A 19489-nucleotide genomic window follows, 5' to 3' on the forward strand; every position below is an offset into this window, starting at 1 on the left:
AATTTGCTGATGTACGCCTACCGGGGACACCTGCTGCATATCAGCGGTGCACCGCGGCTGGCCCAGGCACGTGAGAATCTGGTCAGTCACGCCGACGGTGTGCTGGTGGTGGACGGCGGCGGCCGGATCGTCTACAGCGGCGAGTTCACCGGTATGCCTGCGGGAGCCGAAGTGGTGGATTGCCGGCCGGCGTTCTTGCTGCCGGGATTCGTCGACACCCATATCCACTTCCCCCAGACCTACTGCACCAATGCGCACGGCGGCGGCCAACTGCTCGACTGGCTTGAGCGATGTATCTTCCCCGCCGAAAGTCAGCTCGCCGAGCCTGACCATGCGCGGATGGCAGCCCGTGACTTCTGTCGCCGCAGAATCGATGTCGGTACCACCGCCGCGATGGTCTTCGGCTCGGCCTTTCCCCACGCTCAGGACGCACTCTTCGAGGAATCGTTGCGGCTGGGACTGCGTACCATCTCCGGACGCGGAATACAGACTGTGGGGCCCGATTCGGCGAGTGAGCTGATCACTGACGAGCACAGCGCGATCGCTCTCACCGAGGCAGAGATTGCCCGCTGGCACGCCGGCGACACCGGCGACCCGTCGACCGCGCTGCTACACGTCGCCGTGGTTCCCCGGTTTGCACTGTCGGTGACGGCCGAGACGTTGCACGCGCTCGGTGAGCTCTACGATTCGGTGCGATCGCGTGGCGTCTACTTCCACAGCCACATTTCGGAGAATCTCGACGAAGTCGCCGCGGTGCGAAGCGCATACGGCGTGCGTTCGTACCTGGACACCTACGACGGCCGTTTCGGGCCGGGGTCGACGCCGGCGGGCAAGTCGCTGCTCGGCCCGCGTAGCCTGCTTGCCCACGCGGTGCACTGCACCGATGACGAGCTGGCACGTTTGGCGGAAAGCGAGACCTCGATCTCCCACTGCCCGACATCCCAGTTGTTCCTCGGGTCGGGCACCATGCCGTGGCGGCGCACCACCGCCAGCGGGGTGACCGTTGCGCTGGGCACCGACGTGTCCGCGGGTGACGAATGGCTGATCTCCCGTGTCGCCAACGACTGCTACAAGGTGCACATCTCCGAGCCCGGTGAGGCCGGGTTGTCGGTGCCAGCCGCGGACCTGCTGTTCTCCGCAACTCTCGCCGGGGCGCAGGCGCTGGGCTTGGCGGACCGCACCGGGAACCTTGACGTCGGCAAGGAAGCCGACTTCCTGGTGGTCGATCCACAGCAGCAAGGGCTGCTGCCGGAAGTGCTGGCCGCCATCGAACCCCAAGACGTCGAGCGACTGGTCTTCACCCTGCTGACCGGCATGCGCGAGTCAGCGATCACCGATGTCTATGTCCGCGGGCGGCGGCTCAGCTCTGTGGGGTGAGCGGGCCACCCAGGATATTGCCGACGATTCCGCGAATCACGTTGGTGCCGTCTTCGTTTCGCAGGTCGGCATACCAGGCCTCGGTCGCCGCAGGATTTTTGGCATGCATCAGATCGCAGCGCTTGCGCGCCCGCAATACCAGATCGCCGGCCCGGTCGACCCGGGCCTGCTCATAGGCTGCCAGCGCGGCGTGGACGTCGTCGGGATTGTCTCGCAGCGCCCACTGAAGGGCGATCGCGTCCTCCATGGCCGAACAACCACCCTGGCCGATATCAGGAGTCGTGTTGTGGGCGGCGTCGCCGAGCACCGCGACGCGGCCTTTGACCCAGGTATCGAATGGGTCGAGATCCAGGATCTCCACCCGGTTGGTGGTCAACGGGTCGAGCTGGTCGATCAGTACCTGTACACCCGGAGCCCAATCCGCGAAATGTGAGCGCAGAACCTCACGCGCACTGCCTTTTTCGTACGACACACCTTGGGGCTCGACGACATCGAAGAAGAAATAGAACCGTCCGTCGGCGACCGGCATCGCCGAAACACGTTTTCCGTCAGCAACATAGACGGTCCACTCGGTGGCCGGGCTGATCCGTTCGTCGACGTCGACAAGCCCGTTGTAGTTCACGTAACCGGCATAGCGCCGCGTGACAGGCCCGCCCAGCACGTATTCCCGGGTCATCGAACTGGCGCCGTCGGCGCCGATGATGATGTCGGCGGCGACCGTCGTCCCATCGGCGAAGGTGGCCGTCGCAGCGTCTGCGCCGTCGGCGACGGCGACCATCTTCATGCCGAAGTTGATCTCGTCGATCCCGTAGGCTTCCATCAACATCGACTGGAGTTCCGCGCGGGCGATCGGGTAGGGCCGCTGGCCCACCTGGTCGATCAGCGGTTGCATCGAGAAGCGGCACATGGTGTCACCGGTACGGGCCTCGACATAACTCATCGTCTCGACGATTCCACCGAGCTGGGCCGTCTCCTGTTCCAGCCCAAGATAGTTGAGACATTTGACGCCGTTGGACCACACCGAGATGGCCGCACCCACCGGTTTGTTCTCGGTTACGCGTTCGTAGACCTCGGTCTCGATTCCGATCTGGCGCAATGCGATCGCCGCACTCATGCCGCCCATACCGGCCCCGATGATGGCCACCTTCACTGTTCAGCTCCCTCGATACGTGGAGTAGGAGTAGGGCGACAGCAGCAGGGGGACGTGATAGTGCGCTGCGGGATCGGTGATCTCGAAGGCGACGGTAACTTCTGGGTAGAACGTGGGTATCCCGGCGGCCGCGAAGTAGCCGCCGGTATCGAAGCTGATGCGGTACAGGCCTTCACCCAATTCACCTCCGAGCGAAGCGATCCGGCCGTCATCGTCGGTACGGCCCGATGCCAGCACGGCGCCATCGGCATCGGTGAGGGTCACGGCGACGGCGAGTGCGGGTTTTCCGGTGACCGCGTCGAGGACGTGCGTGGAAAGGCTCATGGGCTCATTATTCGGCAGGCTCGGTCAACAGCCGCTCCAGGCGCAGCCGGTTGATTTTGGCGAGTTCGTTGCGCATCACCCGGCGTTCGGTTTCCGGGTCGTTCTCGAGCCGTTCGGTGAGAATGGCCAGTAACTCCTGCGCCGACTTACCGCTGGCGCAGACAAGGTAGACGTAGCCGAACCGATCTTCGTATTCGGCGTTCCGGGTGGCCAATTCGGCGCGGATGCTGTCGGTGGCGGTTGAGACCCCGGCCTGTTCACGTGCCGACGACGGGTTGTCTGGGCGCGCCCCGATGCGGGGGTGGCCGTCGAGGGCGGCATCGATCTCGGTGTCGGGCAGCTCGGCCAGCGCTCGGTCGGCCCGGTCGTAGAGCGCCTCGGCGTCGCGAAAAGGTGCACCGGCCAGGACCCGCCTGGCCCAGATCGTCGAGGAGCACACCTCGAACAGCTGGTGCATGCGCTGCCGCTCGGTCAGCGCATTGAACCCCTTCAGGCCAAGGGCTTTCACGTCAGCTCGTTGAACCTGCTGAAGCGGGCGGCAGCAACAGGGTTGGCGTCGGCGACCAGATCGCTGAAGCGGTAGTTGACGATCTTGGCTATCTCGATGAGCGCGAAGGCCTTCTCGGCGCCAGGCGAGTTGTCCATGCGTGACCAGCCGTTCTTCAGCACCCGTTCGAACCGCTCAGTTTCCCTGGCGCAGATCACCAACGGAAAGCCAAAATGTTCGAGGTATGCCGTGGCCAATTCGACGACATCGTTGTGGTCGCCTTCGTCGAGGTTGGACAGGGCCACATGATCGACAGCCAGGGCATGCCCCGTCGCGTCTTCGGCTCCCAGGTTCGGGAAGGCCCGGATCAGTTCCAGCTGCTGCTCCGACGAACCGGTCAGCGCGGCGTCCTGGAACGCCTCGCGCAACGCCTTGGTGTCGGCGAACGGCCGCTGCTCGAAGGCGCGCTCGATTGCCCAGGGCACATCCTGGACGACATGACCGAACACTTCGGTGAAGCGTTCTCTTGTCATGGCATTGACCTCGTCGAGGGTGATGGCTCCCCCACCGGCGACCCGCGGCCCGCGCGATCCGATGTGGAAGAACACGATGTTGAGCAGAATCGCGGCGACCCCTCCGATGCTGATGCCGCTTCCGAACAAGAGGTCTATGCCTGTCGGCATTGCCTTGGCAACATCGGGATATGCCGTCACCCACAATGCCAGCGCGAGGCTCGTGGTCACGACGATGAGGTTCCGGTGGTCGGTGAAATCGACCTTGCCGAGGGTCTGGATGCCCACCACGGCGACGGTGGCGAACAGGGTCAGCGCCGCGCCGCCCAGCACCGGGTTGGGGATCGAGGACACGATCGCGGCGACCTTCGGCAGGAATCCCAGGATGATCATGATGACACCGGCCGCGGCAACCACCCAGCGGCTTTTGACGCCGGTCAGCCTGACGAGGCCGACATTCTCCGAAAAGGCAGTGTAGGGAAAGGAATTGAAGATCCCGCCGATCACGGTGGCCACGCCGTCAGCGCGAAGCACGTTGCCGATGTCGGATGCCTTGATCCGTTTGCCGACGATCTCGCCGGTGGCGATCGTCGAACCGGTGGATTCGACGGCGGTGATGAGTAGCACGATGATCATCGTCAGGCACGCGACGATGTCGAACTTGGGCATCCCGAACAGGAATGGCTGGGTGAAGCCGACGACGCCGGCCTGGCCGACTTTGTCGAAGTGCATATCGCCGAGCGCGTACGCCACTGTGCAGCCGATGACGAGTCCGAGCAGGACTGCGATGGTCGCGACGAATCCGCGGAAGAGACGCTGGATCGCCACGATGATCGCGATCGTGCCCAGCGCGTAGAGGAACCACCGGATGTTGGTGGGGTCGTGTTGGCCGGTGTGCGGGTTGGTCACCGCGTCACCGGCACCGACGGGAACCAGACACAGCCCGATGATGGTGATGAGCGTCCCTGTGACTACCGGAGGAAAGAAGCGCAGCAGCTTGATGAAGACCGGCGCGATGAGAAACGTGAAGATGCCGGCCACGATTACTGCTCCGTAGACGTAGAGCAGGCTCGCTGAGCCCCCGCCGTGAGCCAGAGCAATGGCGATGATGGGCGACACGCCGGCGAAGGTGACCCCCTGCAGCAGGGGCAGCCGTACACCGATCTTCCACACCCCGACGGCTTGGATGATCGATGCGATGCCGCAGGTGAAGAGGTCCGCGGTGATGAGTTTGACCAGATCCTGCTGGGGCAGATTGATGGCACCGGCGATGATGATCGGCACCAGTACAGCGCCGGCGTAGAAAGCCACGACGTGCTGGAAACCGTACGTCACCAGCTTCGGGAGAGGCAGCACCTCGTCGACAGCGTGTGCGCGACGGTGTTGGTGGCTCGTGGTCGGGGCCGACATGCTTACCAACAATCAAGCATCTTCACCGAATCCGCATGTCGAGACGGTCTGCGTACCGGCGTCGGGGTGTACGCCGGAATCAGTGCTCGACCCGAGCAGGGCGGCAGATGCGAGTCCGGTTGCCGCCGGCGCGCTTGGCGGAGTACATGGCGGTGTCGGCGGACCGGATCAATTCGTCCATGGCCGAGTTGCTGCCCCATCGCACGATGGCCGCGCCCACGCTCGCGGTGACTGGCTGTGGCAACGCGGCGATGGCACTACACAGTTCTGCCGGCAGCCGCTCGGCGGCCTCGGTGGGCAAGGCGTCGATGACGATGAACTCTTCGCCGCCGAAGCGGCCGATGATGGCCGAACTGTTACTGGCCTCGCGCAGCGCCCAGCCGACCGCGGTGAGCGCCTGGTCGCCGGCCAGATGTCCGTAGGCGTCGTTCAGCTTCTTGAACTCATCGAGATCGATCATCACGACGATGAGGTGCAGATCGTCGCCGGGTGAGGTCAACAGTGTGGTCGCGCGCTCATAGAACGCGCGCCGGTTCAAAACGCCGGTGAGCGGATCCTGGTCGGAGCGCACGACGTCGGCGCCCAAGGTGCGCACCACGGTCTGGATCGCCAGCGGCACCGCGAGGTTGAGTTCGACGACCAACCACAACCCCGCGGTGGCTACCGCCCACCCGTTCTCCGGTGCCACCCGTGCCGCACAGAGGAGGCCAGCGGCGATGCCGAGGCAGATGTTGACGGCGATCGCCTTGGTGTTGTGGAAGAACGCGGCATATCCGCCAAGAATCGCCATGCCGGTACAGCCCATCAACGCGATCATCGGCTGGGGCTGCATCACGCACCCCGCCGCGATGAGGGCCCCGCCGATCCAGGCCATCGCCAGCGACTGCCGCCTGGTCGGCCAGCCCCGCAGCCACAACGCTGCGTAACCGCCACCGACGACCACCGAGACGACGCTGAAGCCCACCGCGACCACGAACGGCACGTTGTTCGAGGCCAGTGCCGCCACCGCCATGAGCATGAGCGCCCCGGAGATGATGGCCATCAGCACTCTGGTCGGCAACGCCAAACCGCGCGCGGAAAGGTACCCGGTGAGCCAGTCGAATTGGTCGGGTTGCCGCCACCAGCGCGCAAAGGACCCACCGGTCTGGCTACCTTGCCACGAAGCCCGCTCGTCGTTCACCGTGGTGTACCTCCCCGCACTCAGTCCACGGTAGACCAGGGAAATCGTGAGCGCGGCGGAATATCATCGGCGGCATCGACGTAAGCCAGCTTATGGGGTGAGCAAATGTCGTGGCGGTCGTAGCCAGGGGCCGGCGAGTTCTGCGCGCGCTGAATCCATGGGTTGTCATGTCACCGCGGCTTGGAAACCATCCGGAGAATGACGGCGACGAGCACGATCCCAGATGTCGAGTTGGGCAAGGGATTGCGCCGACGGCACATGAATCTGATCGCGCTCGGCGGGGTCATTGGCGCGGGGCTGTTCGTCGGCAGCGGTGTGGTGATCTCCAGCGCTGGGCCGGCAGCCGTGCTGTCGTTCTTCATCGCCGGCCTGATCACCGTCCTCATCATGCGGATGTTGGCCGAGATGGCAGTCGCACAACCGGTCGTCGGGTCGTTCTACGTCTATGCCAGCCAGGCGTTGGGCCCGCGTGGCGGGTTCGTGACGGGATGGATGTACTGGTACTTCTTCGTGGTCGTCGTCGCGGTCGAGGCGGTGGCCGGCGGACGCATCTTGCAACTCTGGTTGCCCGCGATTCCGCTGTGGGTGCTCAGTCTGGTGCTGTTGCTGGTACTTACCGGCACGAATCTGGTGTCGGCACGATCATTCGGCGAGTCCGAGTACTGGTTCTCCTCGATCAAGGTCGTCGCCATCGTCGTCTTCCTCGGACTCGGCCTGTTGTGGATCACCGGCTTCTGGCCCCACTCGACACCGGGACTGGCCAATCTCGTCGACCACGGCGGCTTCGCCCCGGTGGGATGGGCGGCGGTGCTCGCCGCAGTGGTGCCCTGCGTCGCGTTCTATACCGGCGCCGAGATCGTCACCATCGCGGCCGCCGAATCCGCTGAGCCCGAGCACGCGGTATCCCGCGCGATGAAGTCGATCGTCGCCAGGGTCATCCTTTTCTACGTCGGCTCGATCTTCGTGGTCGTGACCGTTCAGCCCTGGAACGCAGAAGGCGTCGGCGTGAGTCCCTACGCCTCGGTGCTGTCTGTGCTCGGTATTCCGGCGGTGTCCACAGTGATGAATGCCATCGTGCTGACCGCGGTGCTGTCGTGCCTCAACTCTGGGCTCTACACCACATCACGCATGTTGTTCGCCCTGACGGTGCAAGGAGATGCACCGAAGTTCTTCAGCAGACTTTCGCGCAGCGGGGTACCGCGCCGGGCGATCCTCGCCGGCACGACGGTCGGTTATGTGTCGGTCGCCGCCACCTACATCTGGGGCGACGTGGTGTTCAACTTCCTGATCAACTCCTACGGCGCGGTCGCGCTCTTCGTCTACTTGATCATCGCGATATCGCAAGTGGTGCTGCGCCGCCGTGCCGAACGGGACAACCCCGCCGCTCTGAAGCTCAAGATGTGGCTGTTCCCGTGGCTGAGCTACGCCACGGTCGCGCTGATGGCCGCCGTGGTCCTCGCGATGGCCTTCTTGCCGAGTACCCGCTCGCAGTTCGTCATGAGCCTGGTGACGCTGGCGGTTGTGTTGGTGTCCTTCGAAGTCCGCCGCTTGCGCTCGCGACGTTCCGCAGAGCCGGTGATCACGGGATAGCCGGTTAACCTGGCTTGGTGAGCAGCCAGGTGCCGGGCGGGGTAGTGCACAAGCTTCCAGCCGACCTGCGGACCGCCCTGCTGGGCAACGACACCGCGCTGGCCGCCTGGCGCGACATCACTCCCCTGGCGCGCAACGAGTTCATCTGCTGGGTCGAAGACGCCAAGCAGGATGCGACCCGTGCGCGGCGTATCCGCCGCACGCAAGAAGAGCTGGAAGAGGGTATGCGCCGGCCCTGCTGCTGGCCGGGCTGCAAGCACCGCGAGCGCAACGGCAAGGTCTCTTAACCCGGCGACAGCCCGCGCAGCAGTACCGCCAATCCGAACTCGAAGGCGTCGTCGGCCCGATCGGGATTCCCGACGCCGGTGGCCAGGGCCTCGGCGAACTCCGGGTTGACTTCAGCGCCGGACTTCCACGGCTCCTCCGGGGCGGCCACGTCCAAGGCGGAGCCGAGGACGAAGCAGTCCATCAACGTGATCGCGCGCAGCGAGTCGGCAGCGTCGAAACCTGCTCGGCGCAGGGTCACCGCCAAGATGTTGTACATCCGGATGGCGTCGTTGCTGCTCACCGGGTAGGCGGTCAGCAAGGGAATCAGCCGCGGATAACGGGCGAAGCTGAGCCGGTAGGAGCCCAGTACCTCGGCAACCACCGCGGTCCACGGGCGGTCGGGCTGGTCGTCGGGCAGCCGAACCTCCGACATTGCCCGCTCGCGCAGTAGTTCGACGATCTGATCACGCCCCGAGACGTGGTTGTACAGCGAGGATGGGCTGACCTGCAGCTTTCGGGCCAGATCGGGCATGGTGAAGCCGCCCGTGGCGTTCACCAACTCCATGGCGGCCGATGCGATGCGGTCGGTGGACAGCAACGGTGTCGGTGGCCGCCCCATAATTTCTCCTTTCTCTTGCGAAGAATTATGAGCCAGTTCACACTAAACGAATCTGATTCGTTTAGGAGTTGAATGATCACCGTGACCGCGCCTGCGCTCGAGCCGCTCTCCCGCTCGGGCCCGTCGCAGCGCCCGCCGCTGCGGGTGGGATTGGTCCAGCATCGATGGCGCCCGGAGCGCGACGAGCTCGTGTCGGTGCTGCGGGCCGGTATCGATGCCGCCGCCGGCGAGGGCGCCGCGGTCGTCTTCCTGCCCGAGATCACCCTTCTGCGTTATCCGGCCGATACTCCCGCGGGGGCCAACCCCGCCGCGCTTGCCGAGGACCTGGAGGAAGGCCCTACCTTCGAGCTGGCCGCAACCGCCGCCAGGGCCAACGGGATCTTCGTGCACGCCTCGCTTTACGAGAAGACCCCTGACGTGCAGGACGGTAAGGGTTACAACACCGCAATTCTGGTCTCTCCCAACGGTGAACTCGTCGGCCGTACGCGCAAGCTGCACATCCCGATCTCGGCCGGCTACTACGAGGACACCTACTTTCGGCCCGGCCCCGACACCGACCCCTATCCCGTCTACGCCCCCGCCGGACTGGCCGCCCGCGTCGGCATGCCGACCTGCTGGGACGAATGGTTCCCCGAGGTCGCCCGCAACTACTCCCTGGCCGGTGCCGAAATCGTCGTCTACCCCACGGCAATCGGATCCGAACCGGTGTTCCCCGACTTCGACACCCGGCCGCTCTGGCAGCAGGTCATCGTTGCCAACGGCATCAGCAGCGGCCTGTTCATGGTGGTGCCCAACAGAGTCGGCGACGAAGGCAAGGTCACGTTCTACGGCTCCTCTTTCATCTCCGACCCGTATGGACGGGTGCTGGTGCAGGCGCCCCGCGACGAGGAGGCCGTGCTGGTCACCGACCTCGATCTCGACCAGCGCCGCGACTGGCTGGAGCTGTTCCCGTTCCTCTTGACCCGCCGCCCCGATACCTATGCCGCGCTGACTCGCCCGGTTGTCGCCGACGAGCCCTACGGCGCCGGCCACGCCGCCACCGCGGTGGTCAAATGAGCTCGACACTGTTCACCGGCGGGGTGGTCTGGACCGGTGACGGCGTCGAATCCGACGCGCTGCTGGTCACCGACGGGATCGTGCGGGCACTGGGCGCGCAGGCCCGTCACCTGGCGGACGGAATCGACTGCGAGCACGTCGATCTCGACGGCGGATTCCTGATGCCGTCCTTCGGGGACGGCCACGCGCACCCCCTCTATGGCGGCCTGGAATCCGTCGGACCACGAGTCCGCGGCTGCGGGAGTGTCGACGAGATCGTCGCTGCCGTCAAGGTTTACGCGGAAGAACATCCTGACGAGGAGTGGATCGTCGGCGCCTCCTACGACGGCAGCCTGGCGCCGGGCGGGCTGTTCGACGCCCGCTGGCTCGACGCCGCGGTGCCCGATCGGCCCGTGGTGCTGCGTGCCTGGGACTACCACACACTCTGGTGCAACACCGCGGCCATCGAACGCGCCGGGATCACCCCGGACACCCCGGACCCGGTACTCGGCGAGATCCCGCACCGGCCCGACGGCTCCGTGCTGGGCACGCTGCGTGAGTGGGGTGCAACGGATCTGGTGATGAACGTGATGCCGCCCCGTGACGAGGCTCAGCGCATCGCCGCGCTCGGCACCGCGGCGGACTACTACCTCGCGCGGGGTGTCACGTGGGTGCAGGACGCGTGGGTCGAGCCCGGTGACGTCGCCACGTATGTCGAGGCGGCACGCCAAGGCGCGCTGCGCATGCGGTTCAACCTCGCCCTGTACGCCGATCCGCGCCACTTCGACTCGCAGATCGAACAATTCGCGGCATCGCGCAGCGCCGTCGAGGACGCGGGATCGCCGCTGCTGACCGCGCAGACGGTGAAGTTCTTCGCCGATGGTGTCGTCGAGAACGAGACGGGTGCGCTGCTGGCGCCCTATTGCTCGGGGCTGCATAGCCATTCCGGCGGGGCAGAGCGACGCGACTCGGGGGAGAACCTGGGCATGCAGAACTGGGAAGGCGACTCGCTGGCCGAGGCGGCTCGCCGGGTCGACGAGCTCGGGCTGCAGATCCACATCCACGCCATCGGCGACGCCGCCGTGCGGCAAGCGCTCGATGCCATCGAATATGTGTTGTCCTGCAACGGCAGTCGCGACCGTAGGCCGGTGATCGCCCACGTGCAGCTGGTGGACGAAACCGACATCGGGCGGTTCGCCGCACTCGGCGTCATCCCCAACATGCAACCGCTGTGGGCTCAGATGGACGCACTGATGACCGTGCTCACCATTCCCCGCCTCGGCGAGGAACGGGCCGACCGCCAGTACCAGATGCACAGTCTGAACAGCTCAGGAGCGGCGCTGGCCTTCGGCTCGGATTGGCCGGTGTCCTCCGGCGCTCCACTGGACGGCATCGCGGTGGCGACGTCGCGGCGCACCACTGATGGACAGCCCGAAGGCGGGTGGACGCCGCACGAGATCGTACCGATCGACCGCGCGCTGTCCTCCTACACAAGCGCCGTCGCATACCAGGCATTCGCCGAGAACGCCTGGGGCCGAATCACTCTTGGATCCGACGCCGATTTCGTATGGCTCGGCCGTGATCCGCGTGCCGTTCCGGCACTAGAACTGCCCGCTCTGCCGATCCGGGCGACCTACCTTCGCGGCGAACCCGCCTACACCGCCACCACCTAGAGGAAGTACCGATGTCCACCCCTACAAACTCTTCCGCGGCCGGCCCGTTCATCGGAGAACACGAAGGCCACCTGCAGCGGGCCCTGGGCTTGCCGTCGCTGGTTCTGTTCGGCCTGGTCTACATGGTCCCGCTGACTGTGTTCACCACCTACGGCATCGTCACCGAAACCACCGGCGGGCGGCTCCCGGTCGCCTATGTCGTCACCCTGGTCGCGATGGTGTTCACGGCGGTGTCCTACGCTCGGATGTCCGTCGCCTACCCGGTCGCGGGATCGGCATACACCTACTCGCAGAAGAGCTTTGGTGCCCCGGTCGGCTTCCTCACCGGGTGGTCGCTGCTCCTGGATTACTTGTTCCTCCCGATGATCAACTACCTCGTCATCGGCATCTATCTGGCGGCGGCCTTCCCGGCCGTGCCCGCCTGGGTGTTCATTGTCGCGGCGATCGCGATCGTCACTGTGCTCAACATCGTGGGCATCGTGTCGGTGGCACGCGCCAACTTCCTCATCATCGCGATCCAGACCATCTTCATCGTCGCGTTCGTGGTGCTGGCCGTCGGCAAGCTGTTCGGCCACGGCACCATCGACGTCGCTGCCCCGTTCACCGGCGACGGCAGCGTCGGCGGCGCGTCGCCGATCTTCGCCGGTGCGGCAGTACTGTGTCTGTCCTTCCTCGGTTTCGATGCGGTGTCGACCCTGTCCGAGGAAGCCAAGGCGCCCCAACGGGATGTACCGCGCGCGATCCTGATCGCCACTGCCCTGTCCGGCCTGATCTTCATCGGGTTGTCCTACATCTCGCAATTGGTCTACCCCTCCAACAAGTTCGCCGACGTGGACTCCGGTTCGCTGGACGTGATGACGGCGGCAGGCGGACAGTTCCTGTCGACGTTCTTCACCGCTGCGTATGTCGCCGGCGCGCTCGGCTCGGCGCTGACATCGCAGGCATCGGTCGCCCGGATCCTCTATGCCATGGGCCGCGACGGCATTCTGCCCCGGCGGGTGTTCGGACACGTCTCGGCGCGCTACAGCACACCCGTCTACGTCATCCTGGTGGTCAGCGCCGTCTCTCTGCTGGCCGTCGTCATCGACCTCACCACCCTGGCGTCGTTGATCAGCTTCGGCGCGCTGGTGGCCTTTTCGGCGGTCAACCTCTCGGTGATCAAGCATTACTTCATCGATGGGCGTGAACGCCACGGCAGCAAGGTGCTGGCAAGCCTGATCATCCCCGTCGTCGGCTTCATCCTGACGGTGTGGCTCTGGACTAGCCTGTCCGGGTTGACGCTGGTCATCGGATTGTGCTGGCTGGCAATAGGTTTCATCTGGCTACTTGGCGTCACCCGTGGATTCAGCCGTCCGACCCCGGTGCTTGACATCGAACACGAATAATCGTTCCGGTGGTCGCCTGACCCCAACGCTCGCAGTAAGCTCACAGCATGTCCGTCCGGGTGGGGATCTCGAGAGCGCTGCTGGCCGTCGCGTGCGGCGGGCTGTTCGTGGCCGGGCCAGTCGTCGCCGCCGCTCCGGCCGGCGCCTGCCCGATCGGGCATTCGTCCGACCCGATGACCGGTCAGTGTTTCGTGACCAACGGCGGTGTGCCATCCGTCGGCGGCATCCCGTGCATCCCGGGTAAATCGGTGGGCACCTGCCTGGGCATTCTGCAGAATCAGTCGCCCCCGGGCGGCGGCCCGCCCGTCGGCGGCCCCTGGCCGTAGTCAGTCGTCGAAGATCGCGACCGCGCGGGTCCATCCCGCCGATGCGGCGTGCACCTTCACCGGGAAACACGCCACCTGAAATCCGTTGGCGGGCAACGTCTCCAGGTTGCGCAGCTTCTCGATATGTGAGTAGCCGATGGTGCGCCCGGCACGGTGGCCTTCCCAGATGATCGACGGGTCGTGGTCCTCGGCGTACCGCTGTGCGGTGTAGGAGAACGGCGCATCCCAGCTCCAGGCGTCGGTTCCGGTAAGCCGGACACCGCGCTCGAGCAGGTACAGGGTGGCCTCGCGCCCCACCCCGCAGCCCGTCCCCACATAGTCGGGCTGCCCGTAGCGGGTGCCGGCACTGGTGTTGATCAGCACGATCTCCAGCGGGGACAGAGTGTGGCCGATGCGGTCGAGTTCGGATTCGACGTCGGCGGCGGTCACCACGTAGCCGTTCGGGAATTGGCGGAAGTCCAGTTTGACCGCGGGCTGCAGGCACCACTCCAGGGGCACTTCGTCGATGGTGATGGCGCGCTTACCGCCGTCCATGGTCGACGCGTAGTGGTAGGGCGCGTCGAGGTGGGTGCCGTTGTGGGTGGTGATCCGGACCCGCTCGATCGCCCAGCCTTCGCCATCGGGCAGGTCATCCACGGTCGCTCCGGGGAAGAACGACACCACCTCGGCGGCGGTCTGCTTGTGGTCGTAGTAGTCGATCTCCGGCAGATGCCCGGGTGGATCGGAGGCGATGCCGGCCTCCAGCGGCACCGAGATGTCGACGAACCTGCGCATCTGACTGTTCTACGCCCTTGGGTGAAACGACTCCGCCGGATTGACCAAGCCCACCGTGGTCGCGTTGCCGATCGGACCCTGCGCGTCGAAGACTGTCGCCGCGCCGGCGGCCACACCGTCGTGGCTGTTGTGCGACATGGCCGCCAGGCCGATGTCGTCCCCGACCGGGAGCCGGGCCAGGGTCAGGGTGTAGTCGGCGTTGATATAACGCATCCCGCCTGTGCCCCAATGGGATAGTGCACTGGTCGCGTCGCTGGCCATGGCCACGTGGACGAATGGGCTGGTCTCCTCGCCGGCGACCAAGGGGCGAACCTGACGGATCCAGGCGTATTTGGGGCCTGCCTCATGCCATTTGGTGAAGCCAACCGCGCCGGACTTACCATCTCCCCCGTATCCCCAGACGAACATCATCATGTCGTCGGGCAGCGGGCCGGGGTCGGGCGGCAGTGGCGGCATCGACACCGGCGAGGACCAGACGTCGCCTTCCGGATGTTCCCCGCGTCGGAGGAACACCGCACTGGCGCGCGACACCACCACATCGTTCTGGACAAGTTCGGCGTCCACCAGCCGGATCCGACGACCGTCGCGCCGAACAGTGGTCCGCACCTCGAGCGGCGCGATCGCCGTCGGCCGCAGCAGGTCGACGGTCAGCCGGGCGGGTTGCAGCCCGGGTTCGCTGCCCGCCTGCTCCAGCGACCGCGCGAGGATGCCGCCGACGACATGGCCGCTGATCGTCTGACCCCACGGTCCCCTGGTCACCGGATTCGGTAACAGCACATCGCCATCAGGGACGAGATACGCCAGATTTGCCACGAGGTCACACGATAGCCACGCTCCCGGAGTCACCCGCCTTGCAGGCGTTGCAGGAAGCGCTTCGTGTCGTGGGTGAGCGGATCGACGAGGTCGTCGAAGTCGCGGTGCCTATCGAGGTAATCGGCGACCATCGGGCACACCGCGACGATGCGCAGCCCGGCCTCGCGGGTCGCCGCCAACGCCTCGGACACCAGGATGCTGGCCAGCCCGCGCCCTTCGAATTCATCCTTGACCTCGGTGTGCAGAAAGATCCGCTGCCCGCCGTGATCGACGAAGGCGACCAGACCGACCTTCTGTCCGTCGACGGCGATCGTGAACGTGTCCTCGCCCGCGGTGACGGTGGTCGGTGCGCCGGTCTTATCGGTGGCCATGGAACTCCTTCAGGTTCGGCGGCGGGGCCGCAGGCGGGTGGCAGGCAGTGTGGGTGCGGACAGCCGCGGGACGGAACCCCTATACCCGCTGACGGCGCCGAACCGGTCGTCGCCGTCCTGCCACAGCTGGCGGTAGCGGACGATCTCATCGTGGCTGCGTCCGACGAAGTTCCACCACATCAGCAGTTCCTCGGTGAACGGCGCCCCGCCCAGCAGCAGCGCGCGGGCGGTCGTCCCGGCGCGGTTGTGCAGCCGGACGGTCGTCGACCCGGGTCCCAGATAGGCCAGCTGCCCGGACTCCAGCGTTCGGCCGGCCACCTCGAGGCGACCGAGATCCAGCAGCACCCCGTGCTCGAAGCCGGGATCGATGTCGAGCTCGAGGGTGCACCCGGCGGCCAGGTCGAGCTGAGCACCAAGCAGCGGGGTGAACGTATGCACCGGTGAGCGGTCGCCGGCCAGCTCGCCGAGAAAGAGGCGAATGGTGGCATCGCCACGCGAAACTGGCTCGGGCACATGGTGATTGAAATCGCGGGCGGTGTTGCGGTCGGAATCCGGTAGCGCCACCCACAGCTGTACACCGTGCAGGATGGTGGTCTTTCGCGTCGAGACCTCCGAATGGCAGATGCCGGCTCCGGCGGTCATCAGGTTCAGCTCGCCGGGGTGGACGAGTTGGTGCACGCCGGCGCTGTCGCGGTGCTCGATCTCGCCGCGGAACAACCAGCTCACCGTCTGCAGGCCGGTGTGCGGGTGCGGGGGCACGTCCATCCCGGCGGACTCGCGCACATCATGCGGGCCGTAGTGGTCGGCGAAACACCAGGCGCCGATCAGCGAGCGCTGACGCTGCGGCAGGGTGCGTCGGACCGGGAGGGCGCGCGGACCACCCAGCGGCACCTCTCTGGGCTCGAGGATTCCGACACCGTCGAACCCTGTTGCCCCGCAGGCAACTTCGCGCGGAGCAGGTTCGAGGTTGCTCATCACCCCGAGACTACTCCCGCAACGTCCGCTCAGGCCGCCCGCGGCTGGGTCATCGCCGAGCGGATGAGCAGGAAGTCCGGCTCCTCGATGCGGAACACTCCGAACCGGAACTTGTAGCCCCACCGCTGCGGGTCGACGATGAACTCCAGCCGGTCCAGCAAGGGCCGGATGGGTGTCGCGGTACAGGGCAGGAATTCCATCCTGCGCCGCCACGGGCCGGACAGCTCGTCCTGGTAGGGCTCGTCGTCGGCGACTCGCCCGATCGCGGTGAACGCCTGCAGCGACTCTCCTTGTTCAACTGCGGTTTTCGGCGAGTAGAAGATGATCCAGTCGCCGCGTTCCATCTTGCGCAACATGTGCGGTTTGCCATGGTTGGCCTGAGTGAAGCCGCCGGCGACGCCGCGCTGTACGTGATCGGCGCTGACGGTATTGATCCAGTACGTCATGGACCCACGCTAGGCCGGGGCTCCGACAAGACCTGGTCCTTTGGCCGCAGCTCCCCGGCTAGTCGGCGCGGGCGTCCGACGACGGGCCGGGACCCTCAGTGGAGATGTCCGGGGCGAACATCTCCGCGCTCATCGCGGCGTCGACGGGTTGCTCAGTGGGCGGCTCGTCGATGGCCGGCTCCGCGGGGCCAGGATGCCGCCGGTCGCTGCGCCAATCGCGCGCCAGCAGCAGGATGCCCACGACCGCCAGCGCGATCACACCTACGGAGACGAACGTATTGTCGGTCAGGACCGCCGCCAGGAGCGTGATCAGAGCCGCCAGCGCCACCACCACCACAATCCGCACGGACACAGTTCTATCTGCCTGCCCACTCCCCCGGCGGGAATTGGCCAAGTCAGCGAGTCATCGTGGCGGCCACCGGCGCGGCGGTCAGCATCGCGGCCAGCATCGTCACGAGCTCCTCGACGCTGTCCGCGCCACCCTCATCCCCCGAGTCGCTCCGCTCCTGCCCCCGGGGATCGTCACCGGCCTCGACCCGCCGCTCGTGATCGGCCAGCAGGGCGAACATCGCGGTGGCGACGGCGCCGACCCGGCTCTCCCTGGCGGTGCGGTCCCGCAGCGGGACCAACCGAGCCAGCGCATCGAGGATGCGCGGCCACGCGGACTCCGCGGGGCTCTGCGGCTCCTTGTTCAGACGGATTCGCACCACCTCGAGGAAGCGGGCGTAGTGGGTGCCCTCGCTGTGGAAGAACGGTTCGACCAGGATCCGCAGCACCGCGTGCGCGTCGGCCATCTGCTCGTCGGACATGCGGTCCAGCAGCGCCTGCCGCTCGCCTTCCATCGGGACCAGCCGGCGGGCCACCACCGCGTCGATCAGGTCCTGCCTGCTGCGGAAGTAGTAGTTGACCGCCGAATTGTTGCGCTGCCCGGCGGCCTTGGCGATTTCGCGCAGCGGCACTTCGAAGCCATGTTCGGCGATCAGCCGTTCGGCGGCGTCGAGCAGCTCTTCACGAGATCGAGCGCCGCGGTCCACGCCAGCAGTCTAAATGCCTGCTAGGCAGATTTAAGCACCCGTGCTTAAATTAGTGCTCGGGTGCCCCTCAGCCAGAGTGAAAAGGATGCGCCACATGGACCAGATCCGGGAGATCGACCTCGGCACGCCGATGACGCGGTTCGCCCGCGGTTGGCACTGCCTGGGCCTGGCCGATGATTTCCGCGACGGCAAGCCGCACGGCATCGATGCTTTCGACACCAAGCTTGTGGTGTACGCCGACTCGAGCGGCGACATCCAGGTGCTCGACGGCTACTGTCGGCACCTCGGCGCCGACCTTGCGATGGGCACCGTCAAGGGTGACAACCTGGCCTGCGCATTCCACGACTGGCGCTGGAACGGCGCGACGGGACGCTGCGTCGAGATTCCTTACGCCAAACGGGTTCCCAAACTGGCGCGTACCCGCAAATGGCAGACCACCGAGGTCAATGGGCAGCTGCTGGTATGGCACGACCCTGAGCGGGGCACGCCGGCACCAGAACTCACGCCGCCGACGATCGAAGGCTATGAGGAGGGCCAGTGGTCGAAGTGGGCGTGGAACTCGATGATCATCGAAGGGGCGCACTGTCGCGAGATCGTCGACAACAACGTCGACATGGCGCACTTCTTCTACATCCATTACGCATACCCCACCTTCTTCAAGAACGTCTTCGAAGGCCACACCGCCAGCCAGTTCATGGAATCGAAAGGCCGCCAAGACTTCACCGAGAATCCCGAGCGGTTGTGGGAGGGCACCAAGCTGCGCTCCGAGGCCACTTATTTCGGGCCGTCTTACATGATCAACTGGCTGCACAACGACCTCGGACCGGAGTTCACGGTTGAGTCGGTACTGATCAACTGCCACTACCCCATCAGCCAGAACTCGTTCATGCTCCAGTTCGGGGTGTCGGTCCAGAACATGCCGGGTTTGTCCGAAGCGAAGGCGGCCAAGCTCGCCGAGTCGTATTCGAAGATCTACGAAGTCGGCTTCCTGCAGGACGTCGAGATCTGGAAGCACAAGACGCGGATCGAAAACCCGCTGCTGTGCGAGGAAGACGGCGCGCTCTACCAGTATCGGCGTTGGTACGAACAGTTCTACGTCGACGTCGCCGATGTCACCCCGGATATGACGGACCGGTTCGAGCTCGAGGTCGATACCACTCACGCCTACGGCGTCTGGCAGCGCGAGGTGGACGAGAACCTCCAAAAGCGTGCTGAGGCAGCAACTTCCGGCTAGCTCAGGCTGCGGTACGAGTCCGGCCCAGGGGCAGGTGCACGACGGTGGCCGCCTGGGGCGGCAGCCCTTCGGAACGGGCCAGCAGCTCGGCGCTCTCGGGTAGCTCGCGCGGGTTGAGTTCGCCGTTGGCAATGCGTTTCAGAACATCGTGCGCATGGGCGAGCTGGGCTCGTTTGCGGTACTGCCCACCGGGCAGCTTCACCCCGGCCCACACCCCGTACTCCTCGCCGCCCTCGACGGCGGCGCGGGCGCAGGCGCGTTGCTGGGCCAGTGGGCAGCGGCGCAGGCAGATCGTCCTGGCGCGGGTCGCCGACTGCTCGTAGACGCGGGCTTTGGCCGCGCCGTCGCTGGCGTCGTCGTCGGCGTAGCCGAACCAGAGATCAGGCTCGATCGAGCACGGGCGGTGGTTCATCGGGGCCTCCTTGTCGAGATTCGATGACGAAAGCGTATAGGCACCGATGATGAATGGCAAGAGGAACGTAGAAAAAAACGTATACAAAGATAGCG

General features: G+C 65.8%; 22 protein-coding genes. 8 read left to right on the forward strand and 14 right to left on the reverse strand.

The window, feature by feature from the left end:
* Positions 1 to 9 precede the first annotated feature (9 nt).
* Positions 10 to 1377 carry a guanine deaminase gene (locus CG716_RS13790; RefSeq protein ID WP_094480427.1) on the forward strand — a complete coding sequence of 456 codons (1368 nt, stop codon included), beginning with the start codon at positions 10 to 12 and terminating at the stop codon, positions 1375 to 1377.
* Here CG716_RS13790 and hpxO read toward each other — a convergent pair.
* The 5 genes from hpxO to CG716_RS13815 all read right to left on the reverse strand — a co-directional run bounded on the left by hpxO (position 1361) and on the right by CG716_RS13815 (position 6440).
* Positions 1361 to 2527 (reverse strand): FAD-dependent urate hydroxylase HpxO, encoded by a 1167-nt coding sequence (hpxO, locus tag CG716_RS13795; RefSeq protein WP_094480429.1) that lies wholly within the window; start codon positions 2525 to 2527, stop codon positions 1361 to 1363. The genes CG716_RS13790 and hpxO overlap by 17 nt on opposite strands.
* 3 nt (positions 2528 to 2530) lie before the next feature.
* Positions 2531 to 2851 carry a hydroxyisourate hydrolase gene (gene uraH, locus CG716_RS13800; RefSeq protein WP_094480431.1) on the reverse strand — a complete coding sequence of 107 codons (321 nt, stop codon included), beginning with the start codon at positions 2849 to 2851 and terminating at the stop codon, positions 2531 to 2533.
* A gap of 7 nt (positions 2852 to 2858) precedes the next feature.
* The gene (uraD, locus tag CG716_RS13805) at positions 2859 to 3359 is read right to left on the reverse strand and encodes a 2-oxo-4-hydroxy-4-carboxy-5-ureidoimidazoline decarboxylase (protein WP_094480433.1); all 501 of its coding nucleotides are present in this window, start codon (positions 3357 to 3359) and stop codon (positions 2859 to 2861) included.
* Positions 3356 to 5260 (reverse strand): PbuX/PucJ/PucK family nucleobase permease, encoded by a 1905-nt coding sequence (locus CG716_RS13810; protein WP_094480435.1) that lies wholly within the window; start codon positions 5258 to 5260, stop codon positions 3356 to 3358. Before CG716_RS13810 ends, uraD begins: the two co-directional genes overlap by 4 nt.
* Before the next feature lie 79 nt (positions 5261 to 5339).
* Complete coding sequence (locus CG716_RS13815) at positions 5340 to 6440, reverse strand: GGDEF domain-containing protein (RefSeq protein WP_207760676.1); 1101 nt, start codon at positions 6438 to 6440, stop codon at positions 5340 to 5342.
* A 198-nt stretch (positions 6441 to 6638) separates the two neighbouring features.
* On the opposite strand from CG716_RS13815, the gene CG716_RS13820 reads away from it, so the two are divergent.
* Both CG716_RS13820 and CG716_RS13825 read left to right on the forward strand, forming a co-directional pair.
* On the forward strand, positions 6639 to 8030 hold the full coding sequence (locus tag CG716_RS13820; RefSeq protein ID WP_094480437.1) for an amino acid permease: 1392 nt from the start codon (positions 6639 to 6641) through the stop codon (positions 8028 to 8030).
* A 14-nt stretch (positions 8031 to 8044) separates the two neighbouring features.
* Positions 8045 to 8317, forward strand: coding sequence for a YdeI/OmpD-associated family protein (locus tag CG716_RS13825; protein WP_094480439.1), 273 nt, complete (start codon positions 8045 to 8047; stop codon positions 8315 to 8317).
* On the opposite strand, the gene CG716_RS13830 is transcribed toward CG716_RS13825, so the two are convergent.
* A complete protein-coding gene (locus CG716_RS13830) occupies positions 8314 to 8916 on the reverse strand; it encodes a TetR/AcrR family transcriptional regulator C-terminal domain-containing protein (RefSeq protein ID WP_094480441.1) in 603 nt (200 codons plus the stop codon). The genes CG716_RS13825 and CG716_RS13830 overlap by 4 nt on opposite strands.
* Before the next feature lie 72 nt (positions 8917 to 8988).
* Between CG716_RS13830 and CG716_RS13835 the strand changes: the two genes are divergently transcribed.
* Genes CG716_RS13835 through CG716_RS13850 form a run of 4 tightly spaced genes read left to right on the forward strand, consistent with a single transcriptional unit; the run spans position 8989 to position 13335 of the window.
* Entirely contained in the window at positions 8989 to 9972 is a 984-nt protein-coding gene (locus CG716_RS13835; RefSeq protein WP_094480443.1) for a nitrilase-related carbon-nitrogen hydrolase, read from the forward strand.
* Positions 9969 to 11624, forward strand: a complete 1656-nt coding sequence (locus CG716_RS13840) for an amidohydrolase (RefSeq protein WP_094480445.1) — start codon at positions 9969 to 9971, stop codon at positions 11622 to 11624. Before CG716_RS13835 ends, CG716_RS13840 begins: the two co-directional genes overlap by 4 nt.
* A gap of 11 nt (positions 11625 to 11635) precedes the next feature.
* Positions 11636 to 13009 (forward strand): APC family permease, encoded by a 1374-nt coding sequence (locus CG716_RS13845; protein WP_094480447.1) that lies wholly within the window; start codon positions 11636 to 11638, stop codon positions 13007 to 13009.
* A gap of 47 nt (positions 13010 to 13056) precedes the next feature.
* Positions 13057 to 13335: a hypothetical protein gene (locus tag CG716_RS13850; protein WP_094480449.1), complete on the forward strand. Its 279-nt coding sequence runs from the start codon at positions 13057 to 13059 to the stop codon at positions 13333 to 13335.
* Here the strand turns inward: CG716_RS13850 and CG716_RS13855 are convergent, their stop codons facing one another.
* From CG716_RS13855 to CG716_RS13885, 7 genes are read right to left on the reverse strand one after another with little or no spacing between them, the layout of a single operon-like run.
* Positions 13336 to 14109, reverse strand: a complete 774-nt coding sequence (locus CG716_RS13855; RefSeq protein WP_094480451.1) for a cyclase family protein — start codon at positions 14107 to 14109, stop codon at positions 13336 to 13338. It lies immediately after the preceding gene.
* A gap of 9 nt (positions 14110 to 14118) precedes the next feature.
* On the reverse strand, positions 14119 to 14922 hold the full coding sequence (locus tag CG716_RS13860) for a thioesterase family protein (protein WP_094480453.1): 804 nt from the start codon (positions 14920 to 14922) through the stop codon (positions 14119 to 14121).
* A gap of 29 nt (positions 14923 to 14951) precedes the next feature.
* The gene (locus tag CG716_RS13865; protein ID WP_094480455.1) at positions 14952 to 15293 is read right to left on the reverse strand and encodes a GNAT family N-acetyltransferase; all 342 of its coding nucleotides are present in this window, start codon (positions 15291 to 15293) and stop codon (positions 14952 to 14954) included.
* Between the two features lie 9 nt (positions 15294 to 15302).
* Positions 15303 to 16268, reverse strand: a complete 966-nt coding sequence (locus CG716_RS13870; RefSeq protein WP_094480457.1) for a pirin family protein — start codon at positions 16266 to 16268, stop codon at positions 15303 to 15305.
* A gap of 29 nt (positions 16269 to 16297) precedes the next feature.
* Positions 16298 to 16714 (reverse strand): EVE domain-containing protein, encoded by a 417-nt coding sequence (locus CG716_RS13875; protein WP_094480459.1) that lies wholly within the window; start codon positions 16712 to 16714, stop codon positions 16298 to 16300.
* A gap of 58 nt (positions 16715 to 16772) precedes the next feature.
* Positions 16773 to 17066 carry a hypothetical protein gene (locus CG716_RS13880; RefSeq protein ID WP_094480461.1) on the reverse strand — a complete coding sequence of 98 codons (294 nt, stop codon included), beginning with the start codon at positions 17064 to 17066 and terminating at the stop codon, positions 16773 to 16775.
* 43 nt (positions 17067 to 17109) lie between these two features.
* Entirely contained in the window at positions 17110 to 17748 is a 639-nt protein-coding gene (locus CG716_RS13885) for a TetR/AcrR family transcriptional regulator (RefSeq protein ID WP_094480463.1), read from the reverse strand.
* A gap of 94 nt (positions 17749 to 17842) precedes the next feature.
* Between CG716_RS13885 and CG716_RS13890 the strand changes: the two genes are divergently transcribed.
* Positions 17843 to 18982 (forward strand): 3-ketosteroid-9-alpha-monooxygenase, oxygenase component, encoded by a 1140-nt coding sequence (locus tag CG716_RS13890; protein ID WP_094480465.1) that lies wholly within the window; start codon positions 17843 to 17845, stop codon positions 18980 to 18982.
* Position 18983: 1 nt separating this feature from the next.
* Here CG716_RS13890 and CG716_RS13895 read toward each other — a convergent pair whose 3' ends face one another.
* Positions 18984 to 19394 (reverse strand): WhiB family transcriptional regulator, encoded by a 411-nt coding sequence (locus tag CG716_RS13895; RefSeq protein WP_094480643.1) that lies wholly within the window; start codon positions 19392 to 19394, stop codon positions 18984 to 18986.
* Positions 19395 to 19489: the final 95 nt, after the last annotated feature.

This window comes from Mycolicibacterium sphagni (genome assembly GCF_002250655.1).
Classification (GTDB): domain Bacteria; phylum Actinomycetota; class Actinomycetes; order Mycobacteriales; family Mycobacteriaceae; genus Mycobacterium; species Mycobacterium sphagni.

Coding starts and splice junctions, on each gene's coding strand:
- CG716_RS13865 (WP_094480455.1), bottom strand. CDS start 15,293: ATGGCCACCGATAAGACCGGCGCACCGACCACCGTCACCGCGGGCGAG.
- CG716_RS13895 (WP_094480643.1), bottom strand. CDS start 19,394: ATGAACCACCGCCCGTGCTCGATCGAGCCTGATCTCTGGTTCGGCTAC.
- CG716_RS13820 (WP_094480437.1), top strand. CDS start 6,639: ATGACGGCGACGAGCACGATCCCAGATGTCGAGTTGGGCAAGGGATTG.
- CG716_RS13845 (WP_094480447.1), top strand. CDS start 11,636: ATGTCCACCCCTACAAACTCTTCCGCGGCCGGCCCGTTCATCGGAGAA.
- CG716_RS13835 (WP_094480443.1), top strand. CDS start 8,989: ATGATCACCGTGACCGCGCCTGCGCTCGAGCCGCTCTCCCGCTCGGGC.
- CG716_RS13890 (WP_094480465.1), top strand. CDS start 17,843: ATGGACCAGATCCGGGAGATCGACCTCGGCACGCCGATGACGCGGTTC.
- CG716_RS13875 (WP_094480459.1), bottom strand. CDS start 16,714: ATGACGTACTGGATCAATACCGTCAGCGCCGATCACGTACAGCGCGGC.
- CG716_RS13840 (WP_094480445.1), top strand. CDS start 9,969: ATGAGCTCGACACTGTTCACCGGCGGGGTGGTCTGGACCGGTGACGGC.
- CG716_RS13830 (WP_094480441.1), bottom strand. CDS start 8,916: ATGGGGCGGCCACCGACACCGTTGCTGTCCACCGACCGCATCGCATCG.
- CG716_RS13855 (WP_094480451.1), bottom strand. CDS start 14,109: ATGCGCAGGTTCGTCGACATCTCGGTGCCGCTGGAGGCCGGCATCGCC.
- uraH (WP_094480431.1), bottom strand. CDS start 2,851: ATGAGCCTTTCCACGCACGTCCTCGACGCGGTCACCGGAAAACCCGCA.
- CG716_RS13850 (WP_094480449.1), top strand. CDS start 13,057: ATGTCCGTCCGGGTGGGGATCTCGAGAGCGCTGCTGGCCGTCGCGTGC.
- CG716_RS13790 (WP_094480427.1), top strand. CDS start 10: ATGTACGCCTACCGGGGACACCTGCTGCATATCAGCGGTGCACCGCGG.
- CG716_RS13810 (WP_094480435.1), bottom strand. CDS start 5,260: ATGTCGGCCCCGACCACGAGCCACCAACACCGTCGCGCACACGCTGTC.
- CG716_RS13870 (WP_094480457.1), bottom strand. CDS start 16,268: ATGAGCAACCTCGAACCTGCTCCGCGCGAAGTTGCCTGCGGGGCAACA.